Origin of the sequence: Massilia sp. LMS1-1-1.1 (assembly GCF_040815535.1) — a bacterium.
In the GTDB taxonomy this organism is placed as follows: Bacteria; Pseudomonadota; Gammaproteobacteria; order Burkholderiales; family Burkholderiaceae_D; genus Janthinobacterium; species Janthinobacterium aestuarii.
In genome coordinates this window covers 627,032-650,669 of record NZ_JBFPNG010000023.1, presented here as the reverse complement: position 1 = coordinate 650,669, position 23,638 = coordinate 627,032, and the positions used below count along the sequence as shown (strand labels likewise).

Here is a 23,638-nt window from a genome sequence, read left to right as displayed (position 1 = left end):
GCTCGAACCTGTACTTCCTTGTTCTTCTCATTTATTTTTATTAATGACGTCGATGAAGACGGCCGCCAGCAGCACCAGGCCCTTGATCACTTGCTGGTAATCGATGCCGATGCCCATGATGGACATGCCGTTGTTCATCACGCCCATGATGAAGGCGCCGATGACGGCTCCCATCACCTTGCCCACGCCGCCCGAGGCCGAGGCGCCGCCGATGAAGCAGGCGGCGATCACGTCCAGCTCGAAACCCGTACCGGCCTTCGGTGTGGCCGTATTCAGGCGCGCCGCGAAGATCAGACCGGCCAGCGCGGCCAGCATGCCCATGTTGACGAAGGTGTAGAAGCTGACCCGTTCCGTCTTGATGCCGGACAGGCGCGCCGCCTTCTCGTTGCCGCCCACGGCATACACGCGGCGGCCCAGCACGGTGCGGTTGGTAATGAAGGTGTAGGCGACGATGAGCAGCGACATGACGGCCAGCACGTTGGGAAAGCCGCGGTACGACGCCAGCAGATAGCTGAAATACACCATCACGGCGGCGAAGATGGCGTTTTTCAGCAGGAAGAAGGCGCGCGGCTCATTTTCCATGCCGTGCTTCAGTTGCTTGGCGCGGCTGCGCAGCGAGGTGATGATCAGCGCCGCGGCGGCGATCACGCCCAGCAGCAGTGAAAAACCGCGCAGGTTTTCGCCGCCGAACGGGTCGGGCAGGAAGCCCGAGCTGAGCATCTGGAAGCCTTCCGGGAAGGGGCCGACCGACTGGCCAGCGAGCAGCGCCAGGGTCAAGCCCTTGAAGACCAGCATGCCGGCCAGGGTGACGATGAAGGACGGGATTTTGAAGAAGGCGACGAAATAGCCTTGCGCGCCGCCGATGACGGCGCCGGCCAGCAGGCAGAGGATGCTGGCGGCGACAAAATTCATGTTGTAGTTGACGATCAGGACGGCCGCCAGCGCGCCGACGAAGCCGACCACCGAGCCGACGGACAAATCGATATGGCCGGCCACGATGACCATCAGCATGCCCAGCGCCATGATGACGATGTAGCTGTTTTGCAGCACCAGGTTGGTCAGGTTCAGCGGCTGCATCAGGGTGCCGTCGGTCATGTACTGGAAAAAGCCCATGATGACGATCAGCGAGAGCAGCATGCCGTAGTCGCGCATATTGTTCTTCAAAAAGCCGGCATAGCTTTTCGCTTGCGGCGCGGCCGCTGGCGCTGCTGCTGCCGGCGCGCCTGCTGTCAATTTATTGTCCATTGTTTTCTCCGTGTGTAACGATCGCGCGCATGATTCGCTCCTGCGATGCTTCTGCCGCGCTCAATTCCGCCGCAAAGCGGCCTTCGTTCATGACATAGATCCGGTCGCACATGCCCAGCAATTCCGGCATTTCCGACGAGATCATGATGATGCATTTGCCTTCCGCGGCCAGGTCGCTGATGATGCTGTAGATCTCGTACTTGGCGCCCACGTCGATGCCGCGGCTCGGTTCATCGAGGATCAGCACGTCGGGGCGCGAAAACAGCCACTTCGCCAGTACCACTTTCTGCTGGTTGCCGCCGGACAGATTGACCACCTTCTGCGCCACGCTCGAGCAACGTGTCTTGAGCTTGCGGCGGAAATCCTCGGCTACGCTGAATTCACGCTGCTCGTCGATCACCATGTGTTTGGAAATCGCATCGAGGTTGGCCAGGCTGGTGTTCTTCTGGATGTCTTCCTCGAGGATCAGGCCCAGGCCCTTGCGGTCTTCCGTCACATACGCGAGGCCGTGGGCGATCGCCTTGCCGATGGTGCTGACGTCGATCTCCTGGCCATTTTTGAGCACCGTGCCGCTGATGCGCTGGCCGTAGGCGCGGCCGAAAATGCTCATTGCCAGTTCCGTGCGCCCGGAGCCCATCAAGCCGGCGATGCCGATGATTTCTCCCTTTTTGGCGTGCATATTGATGCCCTTGATGACGGGACGGTCGGCATGCTCGGGATGGAAGACGCGCCAGTCGCGCACTTCGAAAATGGTCTCGCCTATCGTCGGCGTGCGCGGCGGATAGCGGTCCGCCATTTCGCGTCCGACCATTTTTTCGATGATGCGGTCTTCGCTGACGGGTTCCACGCGGCAGTCGAAACTGTCCACCGTGTTCCCGTCGCGCAGCACCGTGATGGCATCGGCGACTCTTGAAATTTCATTGAGCTTGTGCGAAATCAGGATCGAGGCGATGCCCTGGGCTTTCAGGCCAAGCAGCAGGTCGAGCAGGGCCGCGCTGTCGCTTTCGTTCAGGCTGGCCGTTGGCTCGTCGAGGATCAAGAGCTTGACGTCCTTGCACAGCGCCTTGGCGATCTCGATCAGTTGCTGCTTGCCCACGCCCAGGTTGGTGATCAGGGTGTCAGGTGATTCTTTCAAGCCGACTTTGTGCAGCAGTTCGCGCGTCTTGCTTTGCGCGTATTCCCAGTCGATGACGCCCATGCTGGACGGTTCGTTGCCGAGGAAGATATTCTCGGCGATCGACAACTGAGGCACCAGCGCCAGTTCCTGGTGGATGATGATGATGCCGATTTCTTCGCTGTCCTTGATGCCGCGGAAGTGCCGCGTCTGGCCCAGGTAATCGATGTCGCCCGTATAGCTGCCATGGCCGTAGACGCCACTGAGCACTTTCATCAGGGTCGATTTGCCGGCGCCGTTTTCGCCGACGATGGCGTGGATCTCGCCGCTGCGTACCCGCAGGTTGACATTGTCGAGCGCAACGACGCCCGGGAATGTTTTGCGTATCCCGCGCATTTCCAGGATAGTGTTCGTCATATAACCTCTCTGGCACGGCCGCGCTGGTCGGCATCGGTCGTGCGGCAGTCTTGTTCTTGATAGTGCGTGAAGCGAAAGGCCCGGCAGGGCCGGGCCTTCAGTACCTTGGATGCTTATTTCACTTGCGCTTCCGTGTAGTAGCCGCTGCCGGTGACGAGCACCTGCTTCCAGTTCGCCTTGTCGACGGTGACCGGTTTCAACAGGTAGGACGGCACGACTTTCACGCCGTTGTTATAGGTCTTCGTATCATTGACGGTCGGCGTCTTGCCGCTCATCATCGCGTCGACCATGTTGGCCGTGACCTTGGCCAGTTCGCGCGTGTCCTTGAACACGGTCGATGCCTGTTCGCCGCGGATGATCGATTTCACCGACGGGATTTCCGCATCCTGGCCCGTCACGACGGGGAAGGGCTGCTTCGGCGTGCCGTAACCGACGCCCTTGAGCGAGGACAGGATGCCGATGCTCAAGCCGTCATATGGCGACAGCACGGCGTCGACGCGCGCATTGCCGTAGTAGGCGCTGAGCAGGTTGTCCATGCGGGCTTGCGCCACGGCGCCATCCCAGCGCAGGGTGGCGACCTTTTCCATGCCCATCTGCTTCGAGCGCACCACCAGCTTGCCGCTGTCGATGTACGGTTTCAGCACCGACAGCGCGCCGTTGTAGAAGAAGTGCGCATTGTTGTCGTCGGCCGAGCCACCGAACAGTTCGATATTGAACGGGCCCTTGCCTTCCTTGAGTTTCAGCGCCGATTCGATATAGCCCGCTTGCAGCACGCCGACCTGGAAGTTGTCGAAGGTGGCGTAGTAATCGATGTTTTTCGTGCCGCGGATCAAACGGTCATACGAGATGACCTTGATGCCCTTGTCGGCCGCTTTTTGCAGCACGTTCGACAGGGTGGTGCCGTCGATGGCGGCGATCACCAGCACCTTGGCGCCCTTGGTGATCATGTTTTCCACCTGCGCCAGCTGGTTCGGGATATCGTCGTCGGCAAACTGCAAGTCCGTCTTGTAGCCGCGCTCCTTGAATACCTTGACCATGTTGTCGCCGTCGGCGATCCAGCGCATGGACGATTTGGTTGGCATCGAGATGCCGATCGCGCCCTTGTCTGCGGCGCTTGCCACGGGCATTACCGCCATGCCGGAGATGGCCAGCGCCAGGCTCGCGGTCAGCATTTTCATTGTTGTTTTCATTTCAGGTCTCCACCGTCTTCGATAGTTGAATGTGCCAGGGCCGTCGTCCAGTGGGCGGGCTCCGTGCGAATGGCCGATTGCAGGCCACGGCTGATACTAGTTTGTCCATCCATCCCTCACCAATCACTTTTTTCGCATTGGTGATATCCAAAACGATATCGATGGGTCAATTGATGCAATGCGCCATGGCACGCCTTTCCAACTGCTGACAGGGCGGAAACGGGGGCTGGATGGCGGCTTTTTTTGGTGCACTGCAATACCAATAATCATCATTCAATTTGGTGATTTTCGTAATTGCGGCGACACAGGGCGGCGCGCAGAATCGGTCCGAACTTGAACACCGGCCATCCCGTCACGACCTTTTGAAAGCTTGCCATGCAGCCGATTTCCCCCGCCTCTTTGTTGCCCGCCGACCTGGCGCAGGCCCTCCTTGTCGGCCGCATCTGGCGTGACGGCCCTTGCGTCGTCGCCGTGCGCGGCGGCGAGGTGGTCGACATCACGCAGACGGTGGCGACGGTGGCCGAGCTGTTCGAACGCAACGATGCGCTCGATATCGCCCGCCATGCACCCGGCATCGCGCTTGGCCCAGTGCAGGTGCTGCTGGAGCAGGCGCTGGCCGCACCGGCCGGCGAGCCATTGCTGCTGGCGCCGTGCGACCTGCAGGCCGTCAAGGCTTGCGGCGTGACTTTTGCCGTCAGCCTGCTCGAACGGGTGATCGAGGAACAGGCGGGCGGCGACGCGGCGCGCGCGGCGAGCCTGCGCGCCGCCCTGCAAATGACATTGGGCGGCGACCTGTCGGCCCTGAAACCGGGTTCGGACGCGGCGCAGCGCCTGAAACAGCAGTTGCAGCAGCGCGGTGCCTGGTCGCAATACATGGAAGTGGGCATCGGCCCCGATGCGGAAGTGTTTACCAAGGCGCAGCCGATGTCGTCGGTGGGCTGCGGTGCGCAGGTGGGCTTGCTGCCATCGTCCGCCTGGAACAACCCCGAGCCCGAGATCGTCCTGGCCGTCAACAGCCGTGGCGAGGTGCTGGGAGCGACCCTGGGCAACGACGTCAACCTGCGCGACATCGAAGGGCGCAGCGCCCTCTTGCTGGGCAAGGCCAAGGACAACAACGGCTCCTGCGCCATCGGCCCCTTCATCCGCCTGTTCGACGAGCACTTCACGCTCGACACCGTGCGCGAAGCGGAAGTGTCGCTGCTGATCGAAGGCGCGGACGACGGCTTTGCGCTCGAAGGCGCCAGCTTCATGCGCGAAATCAGCCGCGACCCGCTCGACCTCGTGCGCCAGACGGCAGGCCAGTACCACCAGTATCCGGACGGCTTCATGCTGTTCCTCGGGACCATGTTCTCGCCCGTGAAGGACCGCGGCGCGCAGGGCGGCGGCTTTACGCACCACCTGGGCGACCGGGTGACGATTGCCAGCGCTGCGCTGGGCGCGCTGGTCAACGAAGTGCAGCGCTGCGATGCGATTGCCCCCTGGACGTTCGGCGTGCGCGCGCTGTACCAGAACCTGGCCCAGCGCGGCTTGCTTTGATCCGATTATTTTAAAAAGAGAGACACCATGCAGCATGCAACTTACCCTAGCCTGGCCGGCAAGCGCGTCGTCATCACGGGCGGCGGCACCGGCATCGGCGTGGCCATCGTCGAGGCGTTCGCGCGCCAGGGCGCCCACGTCACCTTTCTCGATATCGCCCGCGAGGCGTCGCTGGCGCTGCAGGACAAGCTGGCCCACCTGCCGCAGCCGCCCGTTTTCCGCTATTGCGACCTGACGGACCTGGGCGCGCTGGCCGCCACCTTCGCCGAGATCGCACACAGCGCGGGCGCCACGGATATCCTCGTCAACAACGCGGCCAATGACGACCGCCACGAACTGCAGGACGTCACGCCCGCCTACTGGGACGAGCGCATGGCCGTGAACCTGCGCCACCAGTATTTCTGCGCCCAGGCCGTGGCGCCCGCCATGCGCGTCAAGGGCAGCGGCGTGATTCTCAACCTGGGGTCGATTTCCTGGCACCTGGCGCAAGCGCGCCTGTCGATCTACATGACGGCCAAGGCCGGCATCGAGGGCTTGACGCGCGGCCTGGCGCGCGACCTAGGCGTCGACGGCATCCGCGTCAACTGCATCATTCCTGGTGCCGTGCGCACGCCGCGCCAGGAAAAGCTGTGGCATACGCCGGAAGCGGAAGCCGTGATCCTGCAGGGCCAATGCCTGCAGCTGCGCGTGGAGCCGGAAGACGTGGCGGCGCTGGCGCTGTTCCTCGCGTCGGACAACGCGGCCAAGTGCGCGGGACGCGAATACTACGTTGACGCAGGCTGGTACGGCGCATGAGCACCGCAGGCAAACACCAGGCGCGGCGCTTCCGCTCGCAGGACTGGTTCGACAATCCCGACCACATCGACATGACCGCGCTGTACCTTGAGCGCTTCATGAACTATGGCATCACGGCCGAGGAGCTGCGTTCGGGCCGGCCCATCATCGGCATCGCGCAAAGCGGCAGCGATATCAGTCCCTGCAACCGCATCCATCTGGAGCTGGCGCAGCGCGTGCGCGACGGCATCCGCGACGCGGGTGGCATCCCGATGGAATTCCCGCTGCACCCGATCTTCGAGAACTGCCGCCGTCCCACGGCCGCGCTGGACCGCAACCTTGCGTATATGGGCCTGGTGGAGATTTTGCATGGCTACCCGATCGACGCCGTGGTGCTGACGACGGGCTGCGACAAGACGACGCCGGCGCAGCTGATGGCCGCCGCCACGGTCGACATTCCCGCCATCGTGCTGTCGGGCGGCCCCATGCTCGACGGCTGGATGGACGGCGAACTGGTGGGCTCCGGCGCCGCCATCTGGAAGGGCCGCCGCCAGCTGTCCGCCGGCTTGATCGACAACGACAAATTCCTGCAGATCGCGGCCGCCTCCGCGCCATCGGCCGGCCATTGCAACACCATGGGCACGGCATCGACCATGAATGCGCTGGCCGAAGCGCTGGGCATGTCGCTGACAGGCTGCTCGGCCATTCCCGCGCCATACCGCGAGCGGGGCCAGATCGCCTATGAAACGGGGCGCCGCATCGTCGCCATGGCGCATGAGGACGTGCGCCCGTCGAGCATTCTCACGCGCGAGGCGTTCCTGGACGCGATCATCGTCAACGCGGCCATCGGCGGCTCGACCAACGCCCAGCCGCACTTGATGGCCATGGCGCGCCATACGGGCGTGGAACTGCACTCGAGCGACTGGATGGAACATGGCTACGACGTGCCGCTGCTGTTGAACATGCAGCCGGCCGGAAAATACCTGGGCGAGCGCTTCCACCGCGCCGGCGGCGTGCCGGCCGTGATGTGGGAGTTGCAGCAGGCGGGCTTGCTGCATGCGGACCGGTTGACGGTCACGGGCCAGACGATGGCGGCGAACCTGGCCGGACGCGAAAGTACTGATCGCGAGATGATCCGCCCGTTTGCCGCGCCGCTGAAGGAAAAGGCCGGTTTCATGGCCTTGCAGGGCAACCTGTTCGACTTCGCCATCATGAAGACCAGCGTGATCTCTCCCGCTTTCCGCGAGCGCTACCTGTCGCGTCCTGGCAGCGAGGGCGTGTTCGAGGCGCGCGCCATCGTCTTCGATGGTTCAAGCGACTACCACGCGCGCATCAACGACCCGGCGCTCAATATCGACGACAGCTGCATGCTGGTCATGCGCGGCGCAGGTCCCGTGGGCTGGCCCGGTTCGGCCGAAGTGGTCAACATGCAGCCGCCCGACGCCTTGCTCAAGGCCGGCATTTTGAACCTGCCGACCCTGGGTGATGGGCGCCAGTCGGGCACGTCGGACAGTCCTTCGATCCTGAACGCGTCGCCGGAAAGCGCCGTGGGCGGCGGCCTGGCGCTGCTGCGCACGGGCGACATCATCCGCGTGGACTTGAACGGGGGCCAGTGTGACATGCTGGTCGATGCTGACGAACTGGCGCGCCGCGCGCAGGAATTGCCGCCGCCTGTCAACGACAGCGCCACGCCGTGGCAGGAAATCTACCGCGCCAGCGTGGGCCAGCTGGAAACGGGCGCCTGCATGGAGCTGGCCCTGAAATACCGCGCCGTGGGCCAGACCCTGCCACGTCACAACCATTGATGTAGGTCGGCTTAGCGCTCCGCGCGTAAGCCGACACCACCAAGACATAAAATTTTTCAGCAGTACCCGCAGTTAAAAAACGTTGTTAATAAAATCCACAAGGAGACACACAATGAACAAGATCATCAGTGCAGCCATCATGACCGCCATGCTGGCATTGAGCAGCAGCGCCGCCCTGGCCGATGCGAAAAACCCGAAAATCGGCTTCTCCATCGACGATTTGCGCGTGGAACGCTGGACGCGCGACCGCGATTTCTTCATCGCCGCCGCCGAGAAGCAGGGCGCCAAGGTCTTCGTGCAATCGGCCGACGCCAGCGAGCAGCGCCAGATTTCGCAGATCGAAAACCTGATCTCGCGCGGCGTGGACGTGCTGGTGATCGTGCCGTTCAACGCCACTGTCCTCAACAACACCGTCAAGGAAGCGAAAAAGGCCGGCATCAAGGTGCTGTCGTATGACCGCCTGATCCTGAACGCCGATATCGACGCGTACATTTCGTTCGACAACGAGAAAGTGGGCGAGATGCAGGCCGAAGGCGTGACCAAGCTGCAGCCGAAGGGCAATTACTACCTGCTGGGCGGCTCGCCGACCGACAACAACGCCAAGATGCTGCGCGAAGGCCAGATGAAGGTATTGAAACCGTTCATCGACAAGGGCGACATCAAGATCGTCGGCCAGCAGTGGGTGAAGGACTGGAGCGCCACCGAAGCGTTGTCCATCGTGGAAAACGCGCTGACGGCCAACGGCAACAAGATCGACGCCATCGTCGCCTCGAACGACGGCACGGCAGGCGGCGCCATCCAGGCCCTGGCTGCGCAAAAACTGGCCGGCAAGGTGCCGGTCTCGGGCCAGGACGCCGATCTGGCGGCCGTGAAACGCGTCATCGCCGGCACGCAGTCGATGACCGTCTACAAACCGTTGAAAACCATCGCTGCGGAAGCGGCCAAGCTGGCCGTGCAACTGGCGCGCAATGAAAAGCCGGCTTACAACTCGAGCTATGACAACGGCCTGAAAAAAGTCAGCACAGTGCTGCTGAAACCAACGCCGCTGACCAAGGCGAATGTGAACATTCTCGTCGATGACGGTTTCTATACCAAGGCGCAGCTGGGTAATTGATTACCGCTTGATGTCGGCTTATGCGCTGTGCGCTAAGCCGACCTGCGATTGCCCGCATCGGCCGTTATCCGACAATCGCCGGCTTCGGAAACGCCGATGGTGGTGTCGGCCGTCCGCATCGGCCGTAGGTCGGATTAGCGGCGCCATGGGTGCCGCGTAATCCGACATTTCCCCCGTATCCGCAACGAGAGTGAGCATGTCCGACTATCTGCTTGAAATGAAAGGCATCGTCAAACAGTTTGGCGGTGTCCGCGCGCTTGACGGCATCGACCTGCAGGTGCGGGCCGGCGAGTGCATCGGCTTGTGCGGCGAGAATGGCGCCGGCAAGTCGACCCTGATGAAGGTGTTGTCCGGCGTGTACCCGCATGGCACCTGGGATGGCGAGATCCTGTGGGATGGCCAGCCCCTGCGCGCGCAATCGATCCGCGACACGGAAGACGCGGGCATCATCATCATCCACCAGGAACTGATGCTGGTGCCGCAGCTGTCCGTGGCCGAGAATATCTTCATGGGCCGCGAGCTGACCCTGCCAGGCGGGCGCATGCACTACGCGGCCATGTACAAGCGCGCCGACGAGCTGCTGCGCGAACTGAAAATTCCCGAACTGAACGTGGCGCAGCCCGTGATGAATTACGGCGGCGGCCACCAGCAGCTGGTGGAAATCGCCAAGGCGCTCAACAAGAATGCGCGCCTGCTGATCCTCGACGAGCCGTCGTCGTCGCTGACGGCGTCGGAAATCGCCGTGCTGCTCGATATTCTGCGCGCGTTGAAGGCCAAGGGCGTCACCTGCATCTACATTTCGCACAAGCTCGATGAAGTGGCGGCCATCTGCGACACCATCGTCGTCATCCGCGACGGCAAGCATATCGCCACCACGCCGATGGCGCAGATGAACGTCGAGCGCATCATCGCGCAGATGGTGGGCCGTGAAATGAGCCAGCTGTATCCGCAGCGTGCGCAGCCGGTACCTATCGGCGAAGTGCTGTTCGAGGCGCGCCACGTGACGTGCATCGACGCCGACAACCCGCAGCGCAAGCGGGTCGACGATGTGTCATTCACCCTGCGCAAGGGCGAGATCCTCGGCATCGCCGGCCTGGTGGGAGCGGGGCGCACGGAGCTCGTCTCGGCCCTGTTCGGCGCCTACCAGGGGCCGTGCCAGGCCGAGGTGTGGCTCGATGGCCGCAAGATCGATACCCGTTCGCCGCAAAAGGCCATCGCCATGGGCCTGGCCATGGTGCCGGAAGACCGCAAGCATCACGGCATCGTGCCGGACCTCGACGTGGGGCAGAACATCACCCTGGCCGTGCTGGAGGAATTCACGCGCGCCACGCGCATCGACGGCGAGGCGGAATTGACGGCCGTGCGCGGCGAGATCGCGAAGCTGGAACTGAAGGCGGCCAGCCCGTCGCTGTCCATTACGAGCCTGTCGGGCGGCAACCAGCAAAAGGCCGTGCTGGCCAAGATGCTGCTGACGCGCCCGCGCGTGCTGATCCTCGACGAGCCCACGCGCGGCGTCGACGTGGGCGCCAAATATGAAATCTACAAATTGATGCTGGCGCTGGCCGACCAGGGCGTGGCCATCATCATGGTCTCGTCGGAACTGGCCGAAGTGCTGGGCGTGTCCGACCGCGTGCTGGTGATGGGCGAAGGCCGCCTGCGCGGCGACTTTATCAACGATGGCCTGAGCCAGGAAACCGTGCTGGCGGCCGCGCTCGACCAGCGCCCGGCGCCCGCCGCCAACACCGCAAACAAGGAAACCGCAGCATGAAACCGCACAGTATCAAACAGCTGTTCACCCAATACAAGATGCTGGCCCTGCTGATCGCCGTGGCGCTGATCTGGGCCTTCTTTTCGTGGAAGACGGAGGGCAGTTTCCTCACGCCGCGCAACCTGTCTAACCTGCTGCGCCAGATGTCCGTCACCGGCATCCTCGCCTGCGGCATGGTGCTGGTGATTATCGCTGGCGAGATCGATTTGTCGATCGGCTCCCTGCTGGGGCTGCTCGGCGGCATCGCCGCCGTGCTGGACGTCACGCAGCACTGGCCGCTGGCGCTGAACCTGGCGGCCGTACTCGGCTGCGGCCTGGTGATCGGTTTGCTCAATGGCTACCTGACGGCGTACCGGGGCATCCCCTCCTTCATCGTCGGGCTGGGCGGCATGCTCGCGTACCGCGGCATCCTGCTGGGCATCACGGGCGGCATCACGATCGCGCCCGTCTCCGAGCCGATGGTCTACCTGGGACAGGGCTACCTGCCCGCGGTGCCCGGCATCGTGCTGGGCATCGGCCTGTTCCTGCTGGCCGCCTTTTTGACGTGGCGCGCGCGCGCCAGCCGTGCGCAGCATGGCTTGCCGCAGACGGCGCCCTGGGCCGACGGCTTGCGCCTGGCCGTCATCGGCGCCGTGCTGTATGCCTTCGTGCAAACCCTGAACGGCTATGAAGGCATTCCGCTGCCCGTGCTGTTGCTGCTGGCCTTGCTGGGACTGTTCAGCTACATCACGAGCCAGACCGTGTTCGGCCGCCGCATCTACGCCGTCGGCAGCAATATGGAAGCGACGCGCCTGTCCGGCATCAACGTGAAAGCCGTCAAGCTGTGGATCTTCGGCATCATGGGCCTGATGTGCGCGCTGGCGGGCCTGATCAACACGGGCCGCCTGGCGGCCGGTTCGCCATCGGCCGGCACCTTCAGCGAACTCGACGCGATCGCTGCCTGTTTCATCGGCGGCACCTCGATGCGCGGCGGCTCGGGCACCGTGTACGGCGCCCTGATCGGCGCGCTGGTGATGGCCAGCCTCGATAACGGCATGTCCATGCTGGACGTGGACACCTACTGGCAGATGATCGTGAAAGGCAGTATCCTCACTTTGGCCGTGTGGGTCGATGTCAGCACGCGAGCAGGGCGTCGTTAGCCGTGAAACGATCTGGCACGGGAGGAGACACCATGAAGATGCCGACCGCGCACCGGATCGCGCTGCTGTTTAACGGGAATAAAATCTACGACCGCGACATCATCGCGGGCATCGCCGCCTATCTGAACACGACGCGCGTGTCGTGGGACCTGTTCCTGGAAGAGGATTTCCGCTGCCGCCTGCCCGGCATCGAACGCTGGCAGGGCGACGGCATCATCGCCGATTTTGACGATCCCGCCGTCTGCGAAGCGCTGGCGCACAGCCGCCTGCCCGTGGTGGCCGTGGGTGGCTCGTATGCACGCGCCGAGGATTACCCGGCCGGCATCCCGTATGTGGCGACCGATAATTTCAAGATCGTCAAGCTGGCCTATGAACACCTGGTGGAAGCGGGCCTGACGCGTTTCGCCTGTTTCAGCCTGCCCGAGGCCGACGTCAACCGCTGGGCGCAGGAGCGCGAAACGGCGTTTTGCGCCTTGATGGAGCGCGACCACATGCGCGCCGACGTGTACCGGGGCGTCGCCACCAGCGCGCCCTCGTGGGACGAAGCGGTGGAGCAGCAGATCGCCTGGCTCAACAGCCTGGAAAAACCCGTCGGCATCATCGCCGTCAGCGACGCGCGCGCGCGCCAGCTGCTGCAAGCGTGCATGCATGCGGGCATCGCCGTGCCGGAGCAAGTGGCCCTGATCGGCATCGACAACGACCCGCTGGCGCGCATGCTCACGCGCATTCCCTTGAGTTCCGTGATCCAGGGCACGGAGGAAATGGGCCGCACGGCCGCGCATCTGCTGCATCAGATGTTGAATGGCGCGCGTCTGTCCGGCACGCGCATCCTCGTGCCGCCGGCCGGCCTGAACGTGCTCGCTTCCACGCGCCACCAGCCTTTCCAGCATCCGCAGGTGATGCAGGCGCGCCACTTCATCCGCCAGTACGCCTGCCAGGGCATCAAGACGGAGCAGGTGGCCGATTACGTGGGCGTGTCGCGCTCCTCGCTCGAAGCGCACTTCCGCCACGAGCTGGGGCGCAGCGTGCACGATGAAATCCTCCATTTCAAGCTCGATGCGGCCAAGACCCTGCTGGCGCGCGGGCCGGGGCAGGTGGCCGAGGTGGCCGTGCGTTGCGGCTTTACCACGGTGCAGTACATGCATGCTGTCTTCAAGCGCGAACTCGGTTGCACACCGCGTGAATTCCAGCAGCGCAGCCGGCCGCCGCCAGCCCCCGGGCATGCGCCATGATGCATCTGCTGCGCAATGCGCGCGGCATGCGTGTGGCCATCGACGCGCACGATGCCAGCGTGCGGGCCTGGTGGGCGCCCGACCGCTATGGCCGCCTGGCCGACGTGCTGGGCGCCGCGCCCCCTGCGGCGCGCTCGTCCACGGTCTGGCAGTGCGCGCCGCCGGACGACGGCCACTTGCTGCTGCACCTGGCGCATGACGGCCTGTCGGTGCGCCTGGCCTACCGGCTTGACGAGGATGGCAGCTTGCACCTCGACTGCGTCGCCACGGCCGAGACGGTTTCCCGTTTTGCGCTGGCCGCGCCCCTGTTCAATCTGCAGGGCGGCCGCGCCGCCGTGGGTGACCATGTGCTGCGCCTGGCCGCCGACCGCTACTGGCCCGGCGGGCACTCTTGCAGCGCTCCGCTCGACGTGGCGGGCAGCGCGTTCGACTTCCGCCAGCCGGCGCCGCTCGCTACACGCCTGGCCTGGCCCGCGCTCGTGCACTTGCCGGGATTCCGGCATGACTTTTACTGGACGGGCAGCGGCCAGCTGCGCGAGGCGGCGCGGGTGGCCGACCCCGCTTCGGGACGGGTCCTGCGTTTTTACAGCACCCAGGACAGTTGCCATTTATATTCCGATGCGCGCTGTTTTTCCCTGCTGGCGCAGGGTGTGCAATTGCAACCGGGACAAGTGAGGCGCTTCAATCTTGCCTACCGTTTGGGCGTGCAGGATATCGATGCGTTTGACATATCCGAACCGGTATCAATGATGTCAAATAAGTGATTGGTCAGATATGCGGGGCAGTTCTACCATGGGGTAGTTTTTCCCTCATTCATTTTTGTCCTGACCGACGCTGCGAACCTGTCCATGAACATACTCACCATCGATGCCGGCACCACCAATACGCGTACCTTGCTGTGGCGCGCAGGCGCCGTCGTCGCCCAGGCGCAGCTGGAAACGGGCGTGCGCAATACCGCCATCGATGGCCATAACGGCGCGCTGAAACAGGCGCTGCGCGACACCATCGCCAGCGTGCTGGCCAGCGCCGGCATCGCGCCGTCCGAGGTGGATCTGGCGCTGGCCTCGGGCATGATCACTTCGCCCATGGGCGTGCGGGAAGTGCCGCATCTGCCGGCGCCCGCAGGCCTGGCCCAGCTGGCGCAAGGCATGCAGGCGGTGGACTTGCCCGACGTGCTGCCCCAGCCCCTGTGGCTGATTCCCGGCGTGCGCAACCAGCATGGCGCCGTCGGCCTGCATAACGTCGAGGCGATGGACATGATGCGCGGCGAAGAGACGGAAGTCGTCGCGCTGCTCGAGCGCCTGCAATTACGGGGCGCGGCGACCCTGATCATGCCCGGTTCGCATACCAAGCTGATCAGTGTTGACGAGCAGCGCCGCATCCTCGGCTGCAGCACCACCATCGCGGGCGAACTGCTGCAGGCGATCACGCAGCACACCCTGATCAAGCAATCGGTCGATGGCGGTTTTGCGCAGACTCTGGTGCCGAAAATGCTGCTGGCCGGCGCGGCGGCGGCGCAAAAAACGGGGCTGGCGCGCGCCTGCTTCAGCGTGCGCACCTTGGGCCAGTTCAGCGCCATCGAATGCAATGAGCGGGCCAATTTCCTGATGGGCGCCGTCCTCAGCGGCGACCTGCTGGCGCTGCGCAACAGCACCGCCATCCAGATGCGGCCCGATACGCCGCTCGTCATTACTGGCAAACCCATGCTGCGCCAGGCGCTCGGGCTGCTGATCGAAGAACACGGATTTTTTTATGGCAAGCGCATCATCGTCGACGACCAGCAGCAAGCTAATCTGGCCGGTCACGGTGCGCTGCTGATCGCCGCCGCGCGCGGCTTGATTTCCCCGCAGGAGACAGTATGAGCAGCAACAAGAACAAGCGCCCCTTGCGTTCGCAATCGTGGTTTGGTGGCGACGACAAGGACAGTTTTATTCACCGCAGCTGGATGAAGAACCAGGGCTATCCCAGCGATGCCTTCGATGGCCGTCCCGTCATCGGCATCTGCAATACCTGGTCCGAGCTGACGCCCTGCAATGGCCATTTCCGCGACCTGGCCGAGATGGTCAAGCGCGGCGTGCTCGAAGCGGGCGGCTTCCCCGTCGAATTTCCCGTGATGTCGCTGGGCGAGACGAATCTGCGCCCGACGGCCATGCTGTTCCGTAACCTGGCCAGCATGGATGTCGAGGAATCGATCCGCGCCAACCCGATCGACGGCGTGGTGCTGCTGACGGGCTGCGACAAGACCACCCCGGCCCTGCTGATGGGCGCGGCCAGCGTGGATTTGCCGACCATCGTGCTGTCGGGCGGCCCCATGCTGAACGGGAATTACCGTGGCAAGCCGATCGGCTCGGGCACCGACGTGTGGAAGTTTTCCGAGGACGTACGGGCCGGGCGCATGACCTCGGCCGAATTCAAGCAGGCTGAATCGTGCATGTCGCGTTCCGCCGGCCACTGCATGACCATGGGCACGGCCTCGACCATGGCCAGCATGGTCGAAGCGCTGGGCGTGACCTTGCCTGGCAACGCGGCAATTCCCGCCGTCGATGCGCGCCGCAAGCTGCAGGCGCAGCTGACGGGCCGGCGCATCGTCGACATGGTGCACGAAGACCTGAAACTGTCGCAGATCCTCACGCGCGAAGCGTTTGAAAACGCCATCATGGTCAACGGCGCCATCGGCGGCTCGACCAATGCCGTGATCCATTTGCTGGCCATCGCCGGGCGCATCGGCGTGGACATGCGCCTGGGCGACTGGGACCGCCTGGGCCGCGACATTCCCTGCCTGCTGAACCTGATGCCGTCGGGCCAGTACCTGATGGAAGATTTTTACTATGCGGGCGGCCTGCCCGTGATCATCCGCGACCTGCTGGGTAAATTGCATGGCGAGGCGCTCACCGTCACGGGCGCGACCATGGCCGTCAACGTGGCCGAAGCGGAAAATTTCAATCCCGAGGTGATCACGCCGCTGGCGCAGCCATTCAAGGATGAAGGCGGCATCGCCGTCCTGCATGGTAACCTGGCCCCGCGCGGCGCCGTCATCAAGCCATCGGCGGCATCGCCCGAGCTGATGCAGCACCGTGGCCGCGCCGTCGTCTTCAACAGCATCGAGCACTACAAAAAGCGCGTCGACGATCCCGCGCTCGATATCGATGCCAGCTGCGTGATGGTGCTGCAAAATTGCGGCCCGCAGGGCTATCCGGGCATGGCCGAAGTGGGCAATATGGGATTGCCGAAAAAACTGCTGGAGCAGGGCGTGCGCGACATGGTGCGCATCTCGGACGCCCGCATGAGCGGCACGGCCTACGGCACGGTGGTGCTGCACGTGGCGCCGGAAGCGGCCGTGGGCGGGCCGCTGGCCCTGGTGCGCGATGGTGACATGATCGAACTGGACGTGGCGGGACGCCGTTTGCACCTGGACGTCGACGAAGCGGAGCTGGCGCGCCGGCGCGCCGAGTGGAGCGCCCCGCCGCCGGCCATGAAGGGCGGTTATCAGTCGATGTATATCAAGCACGTGACGCAGGCTGACGAAGGCGCGGATCTGGACTTCCTCGTCGGTTGCCGCGGTTCGGCCGTTCCGCGCGAGTCACACTGAAGGGAAGGAATAAAAATGATGGGGACACAGGCGCAATTACTGGTCGATGCGCAAAACTTCCTGGGCGAGGGCGTGCGCTGGTGCGAACGCAGCGGCCGCGTTTTCTGGACGAATATCGAAGGCTGCCAGCTGCATGCGCTGGTGCTGGCCACGGGCGAGCGCCAGAGCTGGGCCATGCCCGAGCGCCTGGCGTGCTTCGCGCTGACGGACAGCGACGAGGTGCTGCTGCTGGGACTGGCCTCGGGGCTGGCCTGGTTTGACGCGCGCAGCGGGGCCGTCACGCGCTTGCACACGGTGGAGGGCGACTTGCCCATGACGCGCCTGAACGATGGCCGCTGCGACCGCCAGGGACGCTTTGTCTTCGGCACGCTCGATGAACGCCCGTGCCGCGATGCGATCGGCAGCTTTTACCGCCTCAACCTGGACTTGACCCTGGAGCGCCTGCCGCTACCGCAGATCGCCATCTCGAACAGCATCTGCTTCAGCGTCGACGGCACGGCCATGTATTTCTGCGACTCGATGAAGAGGGCGATCTACCGCTGGGACGATTACCTGGGGGGCGACGCGAGCCGGGTGCGCGTGTTTGCCGTACTCGATCCGGGGCCGGGCGCCGCCGATGGCGCCACCATCGATGCGGATGACTACCTGTGGAGCGCGCAGTGGGGCGCCGGCAGGGTCTTGCGCTTCGCGCCGGACGGCAGCGTCGAGCGCAAGATCAGCCTGCCCGTCTCGCAGCCCAGCTGCGTGAGCCTGGGCGGCCCGCACTACGACGAATTGTTCGTCACGACGGCGCAGGAGAATTTGACCCCGGCCCAGCTGGCGAGCGAACCTCTGGCCGGCGGATTGTTTCATGCGCGCCAGATGGGCGTGCGCGGTTTGCCGGAAGTGCGCTTTGGCGCCCTGCCGGCCTGACAGGAGAGAGCATATGCAAAAACACACGGTTTTCAATGGCATCCTCGAACGGGGCATGGTCGGCATCGTGCGCGCCGGCTCGCCCGATGCGGCGCTGCAGATCGCCGAGGCGTGCATCGCCGGCGGCATCACGGCGCTGGAAGTGGCGTTCACCACGCCCGACACCCTGGGCGTGCTGCGCACCTTGCGCGAACGCCATGGCCATGACGTGCTGCTGGGCGCGGGCACCGTGCTCGATACGGAGACGGCGCGCGCCGCCATCCTGGCCGGCGCCCAGTTCATCATTTCGCCCAGCGTCAACGTGGATACCATCGCGCTGTGCCAGCGCTACCAGGTGCTGTCCATGCCGGGCGCGATGACGCCGACGGAAATCGTCACGGCCCTGCAGGCGGGCGCCGACATCGTCAAGGTCTTCCCCGCCGAGATGTTCGGCCCCGCCTACATCAAGGCCCTGCGCGCGCCCCTGCCGCAAGCGCCATTGATGCCGACGGGCGGCGTGACGGTAGAGAACCTCAATGAATGGTTTGACAGTGGCGCCGTGGCCGTGGGCATCGGCAGCAGCCTCAGTGGCCCGGGCGCCACGGGCGATTACGCGGCCGTGACGGCGCGCGCGCAGGCTTTCGTGGCGAAGATGGCGGCCGTGCGCAAGGCGAAGTCTTCTGGCTAAGTAATCCTCAGGAAATTATTGTGAATTTATGACGAACAGAACCGGATGCTATGCAAGGCGCCTGCTGCGACGCAGTGCGAGCACTGCTAGCAGCGGGCAACACCGCAGAGCGCCGATTATGGAAGTCAGAAATCATAATAATTTATTGGGGGTTACTTAGCTCCCGGCGGGACGGGAATCTGCTACGCTAGGCGGGCAATGTCGCACGCTTCATAGACCAGAATATGTCCAACATCGCCCGCATCCTGCAAGACAGCCGCATCATCGCCATCGTCGGCATGTCCGACAAGCCCGAACGCGCCAGCCATGAAGTGGCCGACTACCTGCTGCGCCATGGCTACCGCGTGCTGCCCGTCAATCCGGCCCTGGCCGGGCGCGATGTGCTGGGGCAGCGCGCCTACGCCAATCTGACGGAGGCGGCCGCTGCCGTCGCGCCGGCGCGCATCGACATCGTCGACTGCTTCCGCAAATCCGAAGATATCCTGCCCATCGCCGAGGAGGCCATCGCCGTCAAGGCGGGCTGTCTGTGGCTGCAGCTCGACATCGTCAACGAGCAGGCGGCGCAGCTGGCGCGGGCGGCGGGCCTGGACGTGGTGATGGATCACTGCACAAAAATCGAGCACCGCAAGCTGGCGGTGGCGGCATGAAGGCGCGCACCCAATTTCGCGCCGGCAAGGGCTTCGAGCTGAACGAGGAATTCGCCGGCAAGCGCCTGCTGGGCGCCGCCACCAAGGCGGCGAACAAGAAACTGACGCCGGCCCAGTGCAAGGCCATGGACCGCGAGGAAACCGTGGCGCTGACGGCGCAGATCGCCGAATGCCAGAGCATGCTGTATGCGCAGCACAAAAAGAAGGTGCTGCTGGTCCTGCAGGGCATGGATACGTCGGGCAAGGATGGCACGGTCAAGGCCATCTTCAGCAACATCAACCCGATGGGTATCCGCGCCATCGCGTTCAAGGGCCCCACCGATATCGAACTGGCGCACGATTACCTGTGGCGCGTGCACCAGCACGTGCCCGTGAAGGGCGAAATCGCCATCTTCAACCGCAGCCATTACGAAGATGTGCTGATCACGCGTGTGCAGGACATGATCGACAAGGCCGAATGCCAGCGCCGCTACGCGCAGATCCGCGATTTCGAGCGCATGCTGAGCGAAACGGGCACCGTCATCCTGAAAATCTTCCTGCATATCTCGAAGGACGAGCAACGGGGACGGCTGCAGGAGCGGCTCGATGATCCCGACCGCCAGTGGAAGTTCGACCCCAACGATATCGCCCAGCGCAAGAAGTGGGATGGCTACCAGCGCGCCTATGAAACGGCGATCCGCGAGACGGATGCCGATCACGCGCCGTGGTATGTGGTGCCATCGAACTCCAAGACCCAGCGCAACCTGGTGGTCGCGTCCCTGCTGCTGGAAACCCTGCAGGGCATGAAGCTGGAATACCCGGCGCCGGACCCGAAACTGTCGTCTTTCAAGGTCGAGTAAATCCGTTCCGCGCCTGCGGAATCGGCCGCGCTGTGGCATAGTATCCCTCGTCGATAATTCAAACCAGACCGGAGATCCATATGCTGCAGTTGAAAGATCCTACCTTGTTGCGTCACCAGGCTTACGTGAATGGAGCCTGGGTCGATGCCGATGGTGGCCAGACGATTAACGTGAACAATCCCGCCACGGGCGAGCATATCGGCACGGTGCCCCTGATGGGCGCAGCCGAGACGCGCCGCGCCATCGAGGCGGCCAATGCCGCCTGGCCCGCCTGGCGCAAGAAGACGGCCAAGGAACGCGCGGCCGTGCTGCGCCGCTGGCATGACCTGATCCTGGAAAACGCCGACGACCTGGCGCTGATCATGACCACCGAGCAGGGCAAGCCCTTGCCGGAAGCGAAGGGTGAAGTGCAGTTCGGCGCCTCGTTCATCGAGTGGTTCGCCGAAGAAGGCAAGCGCGTCGCGGGCGATACCCTGCAATCGCCATGGCCGGACCGCCGCCTGGTTGTCACCAAGGAGCCGATCGGCGTGTGCGCCGCCATCACGCCGTGGAACTTCCCCGCCGCCATGATCACGCGCAAGGTCGGCCCGGCCCTGGCCGCCGGCTGCCCGATGGTATTGAAACCGGCGGAAGCGACGCCGTTTTCCGCGCTGGCGCTGGCCGTGCTGGCCGAGCGCGCGGGCGTGCCTGCGGGCGTGTTCAGCATCGTCACGGGTGCACCGAAAGACATCGGCGGCGAAATGACGTCGAACCCCATCGTGCGCAAGCTGACGTTTACGGGCTCGACCCAGGTGGGCCGTTTGCTGGCCGAGCAGTGCGCGCCGACGATCAAGAAACTGTCGCTGGAACTGGGCGGCAATGCGCCGTTCATCGTCTTCGACGACGCGGACCTGGACGCGGCCGTGGAAGGCGCCATCGCCTCGAAATACCGCAATGCGGGCCAGACCTGCGTCTGCGCCAACCGCCTGTACGTGCAGGACAGCGTGTATGACGCGTTTGCCGAGAAACTGGTCGCGGCCGTGGCCAAGCTGAAGGTGGGCAATGGCATCGAGGCCGGTGTCACGCAGGGCCCGCTGATCGACGCCAAGGCCGTGGCCAAGGTGGAAGAACACGTGGCCGATGCGCTGGGCAAGGGCGGCCGCCTGCTGGCTGGCGGCAAGCGCCATGCGCTGGGCAACGGCTTCTTCGAGCCGACCATCATCGCCGACGTGACGAACGACATGCGCGTGGCCACCGAGGAAACCTTCGGCCCGCTGGCACCCCTGTTCCGCTTCAAGACGGACGATGAAGTGATCGGCCTGGCCAACAACACGGAGTTCGGCCTGGCCGCCTACTTCTATTCGCGCGACATCGGCCGCATCTGGCGTGTGGCCGAAGGCCTGGAAACGGGCATGGTTGGCGTGAACACGGGCCTGATCTCGAACGAGATCGCGCCCTTCGGCGGCGTCAAGCAATCGGGCCTGGGCCGTGAAGGGTCGACCTACGGTATCGAAGACTATCTTGTCATCAAATACATCTGCATGGGCGGTATCTAGAATGCTTGATTAAATCTACTGCGCGGCGCGCTTTCCGGCCTGCGATGCTCGCTGTACTAAAGTACAGCTGCGCTTCTTAGCCAGAAATAGTTGCCGCTCGCTACGATTTTCTCAAGCATCCGTGACGTCCGTTATCGATGGCTGTTGCGAGCAGATCCTAACCGGTCCAGCATGCCCTTGACCGCCTCCATCTGCGTGCCGCTCTTGCGGTAGAAATCCGGGTCGATCGGATTGATGCTGGTGTAGCCCCAGAAATCCCAGCAGCCTTTCGGGTTGTACGGGTAGACGGGGCTCGGTTCGGCTTGCGGGTACAGCACGATGATCTTGTTGGCGTCCGCCACCTGGTTGTAGCCGGTGCTCGTATAGAAACGGTCGCCGATGGCCTGCGTCGTTTGCAGGCAGCCGTGGAATACCACGTGCACGCGGCAGCTCTCGCTGTTGCAGGCTTTCGGGATGTAGGCGTAGCCCGTATTGTTCATGCTCGAGTACGCGTTCTGGATGAAGCTGCGCTGGTTGAAGGCGATCAGCTTGCCCGTCAGGGTGGTCGACGACGGCTGCAGGTCCGGGTACAGGTGCAGCAGGATGTCGCGCGCCTGCGCATAGTCGCAGTCGTTGATGAACGGCGACTCCGTCACGGCGCAAGGCTTGTCCTGATTGCTGTCGGTGAGGATGGCGTGGCCCGCGCCTAGCGTGTCGACGAAGCGGATCTGCGCCGCCGGCGTACCGGCCAGTTGATAGAATTTCCCCACCTGCTCCACCACCGGCCGCGTCACGGTCTGGTCTTTCGTTCCGCTGAACAGATACACGCGCTGGCGTTTCAGGTTGGCCGTGTCGTCGATGAGACGCTCGCGCGCAAAATCGTTCGCCGCGCGCAGCAATTCGCTGGCGACAGGCGGCGCCACCTGCGCGCTGCCGGGATTCATGCAGGTGCTCAAGGCATTCGTCAGGTAGGGAATGTAGGGGAAGCGGCCCGGCTGGCCCGAACAGAAATACGGGCCGCCCGCGATGATGCCGGCGCCGGCCACCGTGGCCGAGTAGGCGACGGCAAACTGCGCCGCCATGAAGCCGCCCGAGGACAGGCCGGACACCGTGGTCTGGCTCAGGTCAGCCTGGTAGGCGGGCAGGGCGGGGGCGTCCCTGGTCGCGGCGGGCTTGGCGGGCTTGGCCGTCGTGGCGGCGTGCGCGCCGCCTGGCGCCAGGATGAGCAGGCTGGCGGCCAGCAGGGCGGTGGTTAGTGTGGTCAGGTGCGCGGTCAGGTGCGGGAAGGGCATGGCGACTCCACAAGGCAGGGAAAGGGACAGGAAGGCCGAGCATAGGTAAAAAAACTGTGCTCTGGGCAAGTACTGCACGGTCGTTGATGTCGCTCAAGCCATCGCTGTTGTTGTCCGTCTTGTACGCGCGCGCGGCGTTTGACATAGAATGGTTTTCTTCCGTTCAACCATGGTGCCCTTCATGTCCAAGACCCTTGCCCAGCTGTTTGCACTGACCACCCTTGCCGCCGGCGCCAGCCTTGCCGTGCCGGCCCATGCCGCCGACGCTGCCCCTGCTGCTGCCGCCGCGCCAGCCGCCTGCCCGGCCATCCTCAAGCAGACCTTCAACCGCCTGCAGGATGAGGCGCCGCAAAACCTGTGCCAGTACGCGGGCAAGGTCGTGCTGGTGGTCAATACGGCCAGTTATTGCGGTTTTACCAATCAATACGAAGGGCTCGAGGCGCTGTACGCCAAGTACGGCAGCAAGGGCTTGGTGGTGCTGGGCTTTCCGTCGAACGATTTTGGCAAGCAGGAGCCCGGTAACAGCAAGGAAATCGCCGATTTCTGCTACAACACCTATGGCGTGAAGTTTCCCATGTTTTCGAAGTCGGTCGTCTCCGGCCCTGCGCCGAATCCGCTGTACGTGGACCTGATCAAGCAGACGGGCAAGACCCCGGCCTGGAACTTCCACAAATACCTGATCGACCGCCACGGCAAAGTGGTGGAAAGCTTCCCCAGCAAGGTGACGCCGGACGACAAGAAACTCGTTGGCGCGGTGGAAAAAGCGCTGGCGCTGTAAGTTGCCGGCACACAAGCAGGCTTGAACACCTGCTTTTTTAATGCCGCGCTTGTCCTCTTGCCATCA

Annotated in this window: 20 protein-coding genes; 16 read left to right on the top strand and 4 right to left on the bottom strand. The window is 63.9% G+C overall.

Translation table 11 applies throughout. The features are described 5' to 3' along the window. Positions 1-27: 27 nt before the first annotated feature. From mmsB to chvE, 3 genes are all read right to left on the bottom strand, one after another. A complete protein-coding gene (gene mmsB, locus MRBLMS1_RS17935) occupies positions 28-1,245 on the bottom strand; it encodes a multiple monosaccharide ABC transporter permease (RefSeq protein ID WP_485880798.1) in 1,218 nt (405 codons plus the stop codon). Further along, on the bottom strand, positions 1,235-2,776 hold the full coding sequence (gene mmsA, locus MRBLMS1_RS17930) for a multiple monosaccharide ABC transporter ATP-binding protein (RefSeq protein WP_436482186.1): 1,542 nt from the start codon (positions 2,774-2,776) through the stop codon (positions 1,235-1,237). Before mmsA ends, mmsB begins: the two co-directional genes overlap by 11 nt. 113 nt (positions 2,777-2,889) lie before the next feature. Further along, positions 2,890-3,912 (bottom strand): multiple monosaccharide ABC transporter substrate-binding protein, encoded by a 1,023-nt coding sequence (chvE, locus tag MRBLMS1_RS17925; protein ID WP_223278970.1) that lies wholly within the window; start codon positions 3,910-3,912, stop codon positions 2,890-2,892. Between the two features lie 429 nt (positions 3,913-4,341). Between chvE and MRBLMS1_RS17920 the strand changes: the two genes are divergently transcribed. The 15 genes from MRBLMS1_RS17920 to gabD all read left to right on the top strand — a co-directional run bounded on the left by MRBLMS1_RS17920 (position 4,342) and on the right by gabD (position 21,523). Next, a complete protein-coding gene (locus tag MRBLMS1_RS17920; protein WP_485880795.1) occupies positions 4,342-5,502 on the top strand; it encodes a fumarylacetoacetate hydrolase family protein in 1,161 nt (386 codons plus the stop codon). A gap of 27 nt (positions 5,503-5,529) precedes the next feature. After that, positions 5,530-6,297, top strand: coding sequence for a D-xylose 1-dehydrogenase (gene xylB, locus MRBLMS1_RS17915; RefSeq protein WP_485880793.1), 768 nt, complete (start codon positions 5,530-5,532; stop codon positions 6,295-6,297). After that, positions 6,294-8,081 (top strand): IlvD/Edd family dehydratase, encoded by a 1,788-nt coding sequence (locus MRBLMS1_RS17910; protein ID WP_485880791.1) that lies wholly within the window; start codon positions 6,294-6,296, stop codon positions 8,079-8,081. The genes xylB and MRBLMS1_RS17910 overlap by 4 nt, the downstream gene beginning before the upstream one ends. A gap of 139 nt (positions 8,082-8,220) precedes the next feature. Beyond that, complete coding sequence (gene xylF, locus MRBLMS1_RS17905) at positions 8,221-9,195, top strand: D-xylose ABC transporter substrate-binding protein (RefSeq protein WP_099377905.1); 975 nt, start codon at positions 8,221-8,223, stop codon at positions 9,193-9,195. 196 nt (positions 9,196-9,391) lie between these two features. Beyond that, positions 9,392-10,963 (top strand): D-xylose ABC transporter ATP-binding protein, encoded by a 1,572-nt coding sequence (gene xylG / locus MRBLMS1_RS17900; protein WP_485880789.1) that lies wholly within the window; start codon positions 9,392-9,394, stop codon positions 10,961-10,963. Next, entirely contained in the window at positions 10,960-12,102 is a 1,143-nt protein-coding gene (locus MRBLMS1_RS17895; RefSeq protein WP_034783811.1) for a sugar ABC transporter permease, read from the top strand. Before xylG ends, MRBLMS1_RS17895 begins: the two co-directional genes overlap by 4 nt. A 32-nt stretch (positions 12,103-12,134) precedes the next feature. Continuing rightward, positions 12,135-13,334 carry a XylR family transcriptional regulator gene (locus MRBLMS1_RS17890; protein ID WP_485880786.1) on the top strand — a complete coding sequence of 400 codons (1,200 nt, stop codon included), beginning with the start codon at positions 12,135-12,137 and terminating at the stop codon, positions 13,332-13,334. Next, entirely contained in the window at positions 13,331-14,098 is a 768-nt protein-coding gene (locus MRBLMS1_RS17885) for an aldose epimerase family protein (protein ID WP_485880784.1), read from the top strand. Before MRBLMS1_RS17890 ends, MRBLMS1_RS17885 begins: the two co-directional genes overlap by 4 nt. Positions 14,099-14,182: 84 nt before the next feature. Continuing rightward, positions 14,183-15,196: a 2-dehydro-3-deoxygalactonokinase gene (locus MRBLMS1_RS17880; protein ID WP_485880782.1), complete on the top strand. Its 1,014-nt coding sequence runs from the start codon at positions 14,183-14,185 to the stop codon at positions 15,194-15,196. Continuing rightward, positions 15,193-16,923, top strand: a complete 1,731-nt coding sequence (araD, locus tag MRBLMS1_RS17875) for an L-arabinonate dehydratase (protein WP_058049351.1) — start codon at positions 15,193-15,195, stop codon at positions 16,921-16,923. The genes MRBLMS1_RS17880 and araD overlap by 4 nt, the downstream gene beginning before the upstream one ends. 15 nt (positions 16,924-16,938) lie before the next feature. Further along, a complete protein-coding gene (locus tag MRBLMS1_RS17870; protein WP_374106849.1) occupies positions 16,939-17,835 on the top strand; it encodes an SMP-30/gluconolactonase/LRE family protein in 897 nt (298 codons plus the stop codon). Between the two features lie 13 nt (positions 17,836-17,848). Beyond that, positions 17,849-18,502, top strand: a complete 654-nt coding sequence (locus tag MRBLMS1_RS17865; RefSeq protein ID WP_485880779.1) for a bifunctional 2-keto-4-hydroxyglutarate aldolase/2-keto-3-deoxy-6-phosphogluconate aldolase — start codon at positions 17,849-17,851, stop codon at positions 18,500-18,502. A gap of 224 nt (positions 18,503-18,726) precedes the next feature. Continuing rightward, positions 18,727-19,149: a CoA-binding protein gene (locus tag MRBLMS1_RS17860; protein WP_456148164.1), complete on the top strand. Its 423-nt coding sequence runs from the start codon at positions 18,727-18,729 to the stop codon at positions 19,147-19,149. Then, entirely contained in the window at positions 19,146-19,988 is an 843-nt protein-coding gene (locus MRBLMS1_RS17855; protein WP_456148165.1) for a PPK2 family polyphosphate kinase, read from the top strand. The genes MRBLMS1_RS17860 and MRBLMS1_RS17855 overlap by 4 nt, the downstream gene beginning before the upstream one ends. A gap of 80 nt (positions 19,989-20,068) precedes the next feature. Further along, complete coding sequence (gabD, locus tag MRBLMS1_RS17850; RefSeq protein ID WP_485880777.1) at positions 20,069-21,523, top strand: NADP-dependent succinate-semialdehyde dehydrogenase; 1,455 nt, start codon at positions 20,069-20,071, stop codon at positions 21,521-21,523. Between the two features lie 131 nt (positions 21,524-21,654). On the opposite strand, the gene MRBLMS1_RS17845 is transcribed toward gabD, so the two are convergent. Further along, on the bottom strand, positions 21,655-22,794 hold the full coding sequence (locus MRBLMS1_RS17845; protein ID WP_485880775.1) for an extracellular catalytic domain type 2 short-chain-length polyhydroxyalkanoate depolymerase: 1,140 nt from the start codon (positions 22,792-22,794) through the stop codon (positions 21,655-21,657). Between the two features lie 181 nt (positions 22,795-22,975). Between MRBLMS1_RS17845 and MRBLMS1_RS17840 the strand changes: the two genes are divergently transcribed. Then, on the top strand, positions 22,976-23,572 hold the full coding sequence (locus tag MRBLMS1_RS17840) for a glutathione peroxidase (RefSeq protein WP_485880773.1): 597 nt from the start codon (positions 22,976-22,978) through the stop codon (positions 23,570-23,572). Positions 23,573-23,638 lie beyond the last annotated feature (66 nt).

Coding starts and splice junctions, on each gene's coding strand:
- mmsB (WP_485880798.1), bottom strand. CDS start 1,245: ATGGACAATAAATTGACAGCAGGCGCGCCGGCAGCAGCAGCGCCAGCG.
- mmsA (WP_436482186.1), bottom strand. CDS start 2,776: ATGACGAACACTATCCTGGAAATGCGCGGGATACGCAAAACATTCCCG.
- chvE (WP_223278970.1), bottom strand. CDS start 3,912: ATGGCGGTAATGCCCGTGGCAAGCGCCGCAGACAAGGGCGCGATCGGC.
- MRBLMS1_RS17920 (WP_485880795.1), top strand. CDS start 4,342: ATGCAGCCGATTTCCCCCGCCTCTTTGTTGCCCGCCGACCTGGCGCAG.
- xylB (WP_485880793.1), top strand. CDS start 5,530: ATGCAGCATGCAACTTACCCTAGCCTGGCCGGCAAGCGCGTCGTCATC.
- MRBLMS1_RS17910 (WP_485880791.1), top strand. CDS start 6,294: ATGAGCACCGCAGGCAAACACCAGGCGCGGCGCTTCCGCTCGCAGGAC.
- xylF (WP_099377905.1), top strand. CDS start 8,221: ATGACCGCCATGCTGGCATTGAGCAGCAGCGCCGCCCTGGCCGATGCG.
- xylG (WP_485880789.1), top strand. CDS start 9,392: ATGTCCGACTATCTGCTTGAAATGAAAGGCATCGTCAAACAGTTTGGC.
- MRBLMS1_RS17895 (WP_034783811.1), top strand. CDS start 10,960: ATGAAACCGCACAGTATCAAACAGCTGTTCACCCAATACAAGATGCTG.
- MRBLMS1_RS17890 (WP_485880786.1), top strand. CDS start 12,135: ATGAAGATGCCGACCGCGCACCGGATCGCGCTGCTGTTTAACGGGAAT.
- MRBLMS1_RS17885 (WP_485880784.1), top strand. CDS start 13,331: ATGATGCATCTGCTGCGCAATGCGCGCGGCATGCGTGTGGCCATCGAC.
- MRBLMS1_RS17880 (WP_485880782.1), top strand. CDS start 14,183: ATGAACATACTCACCATCGATGCCGGCACCACCAATACGCGTACCTTG.
- araD (WP_058049351.1), top strand. CDS start 15,193: ATGAGCAGCAACAAGAACAAGCGCCCCTTGCGTTCGCAATCGTGGTTT.
- MRBLMS1_RS17870 (WP_374106849.1), top strand. CDS start 16,939: ATGATGGGGACACAGGCGCAATTACTGGTCGATGCGCAAAACTTCCTG.
- MRBLMS1_RS17865 (WP_485880779.1), top strand. CDS start 17,849: ATGCAAAAACACACGGTTTTCAATGGCATCCTCGAACGGGGCATGGTC.
- MRBLMS1_RS17860 (WP_456148164.1), top strand. CDS start 18,727: ATGTCCAACATCGCCCGCATCCTGCAAGACAGCCGCATCATCGCCATC.
- MRBLMS1_RS17855 (WP_456148165.1), top strand. CDS start 19,146: ATGAAGGCGCGCACCCAATTTCGCGCCGGCAAGGGCTTCGAGCTGAAC.
- gabD (WP_485880777.1), top strand. CDS start 20,069: ATGCTGCAGTTGAAAGATCCTACCTTGTTGCGTCACCAGGCTTACGTG.
- MRBLMS1_RS17845 (WP_485880775.1), bottom strand. CDS start 22,794: ATGCCCTTCCCGCACCTGACCGCGCACCTGACCACACTAACCACCGCC.
- MRBLMS1_RS17840 (WP_485880773.1), top strand. CDS start 22,976: ATGTCCAAGACCCTTGCCCAGCTGTTTGCACTGACCACCCTTGCCGCC.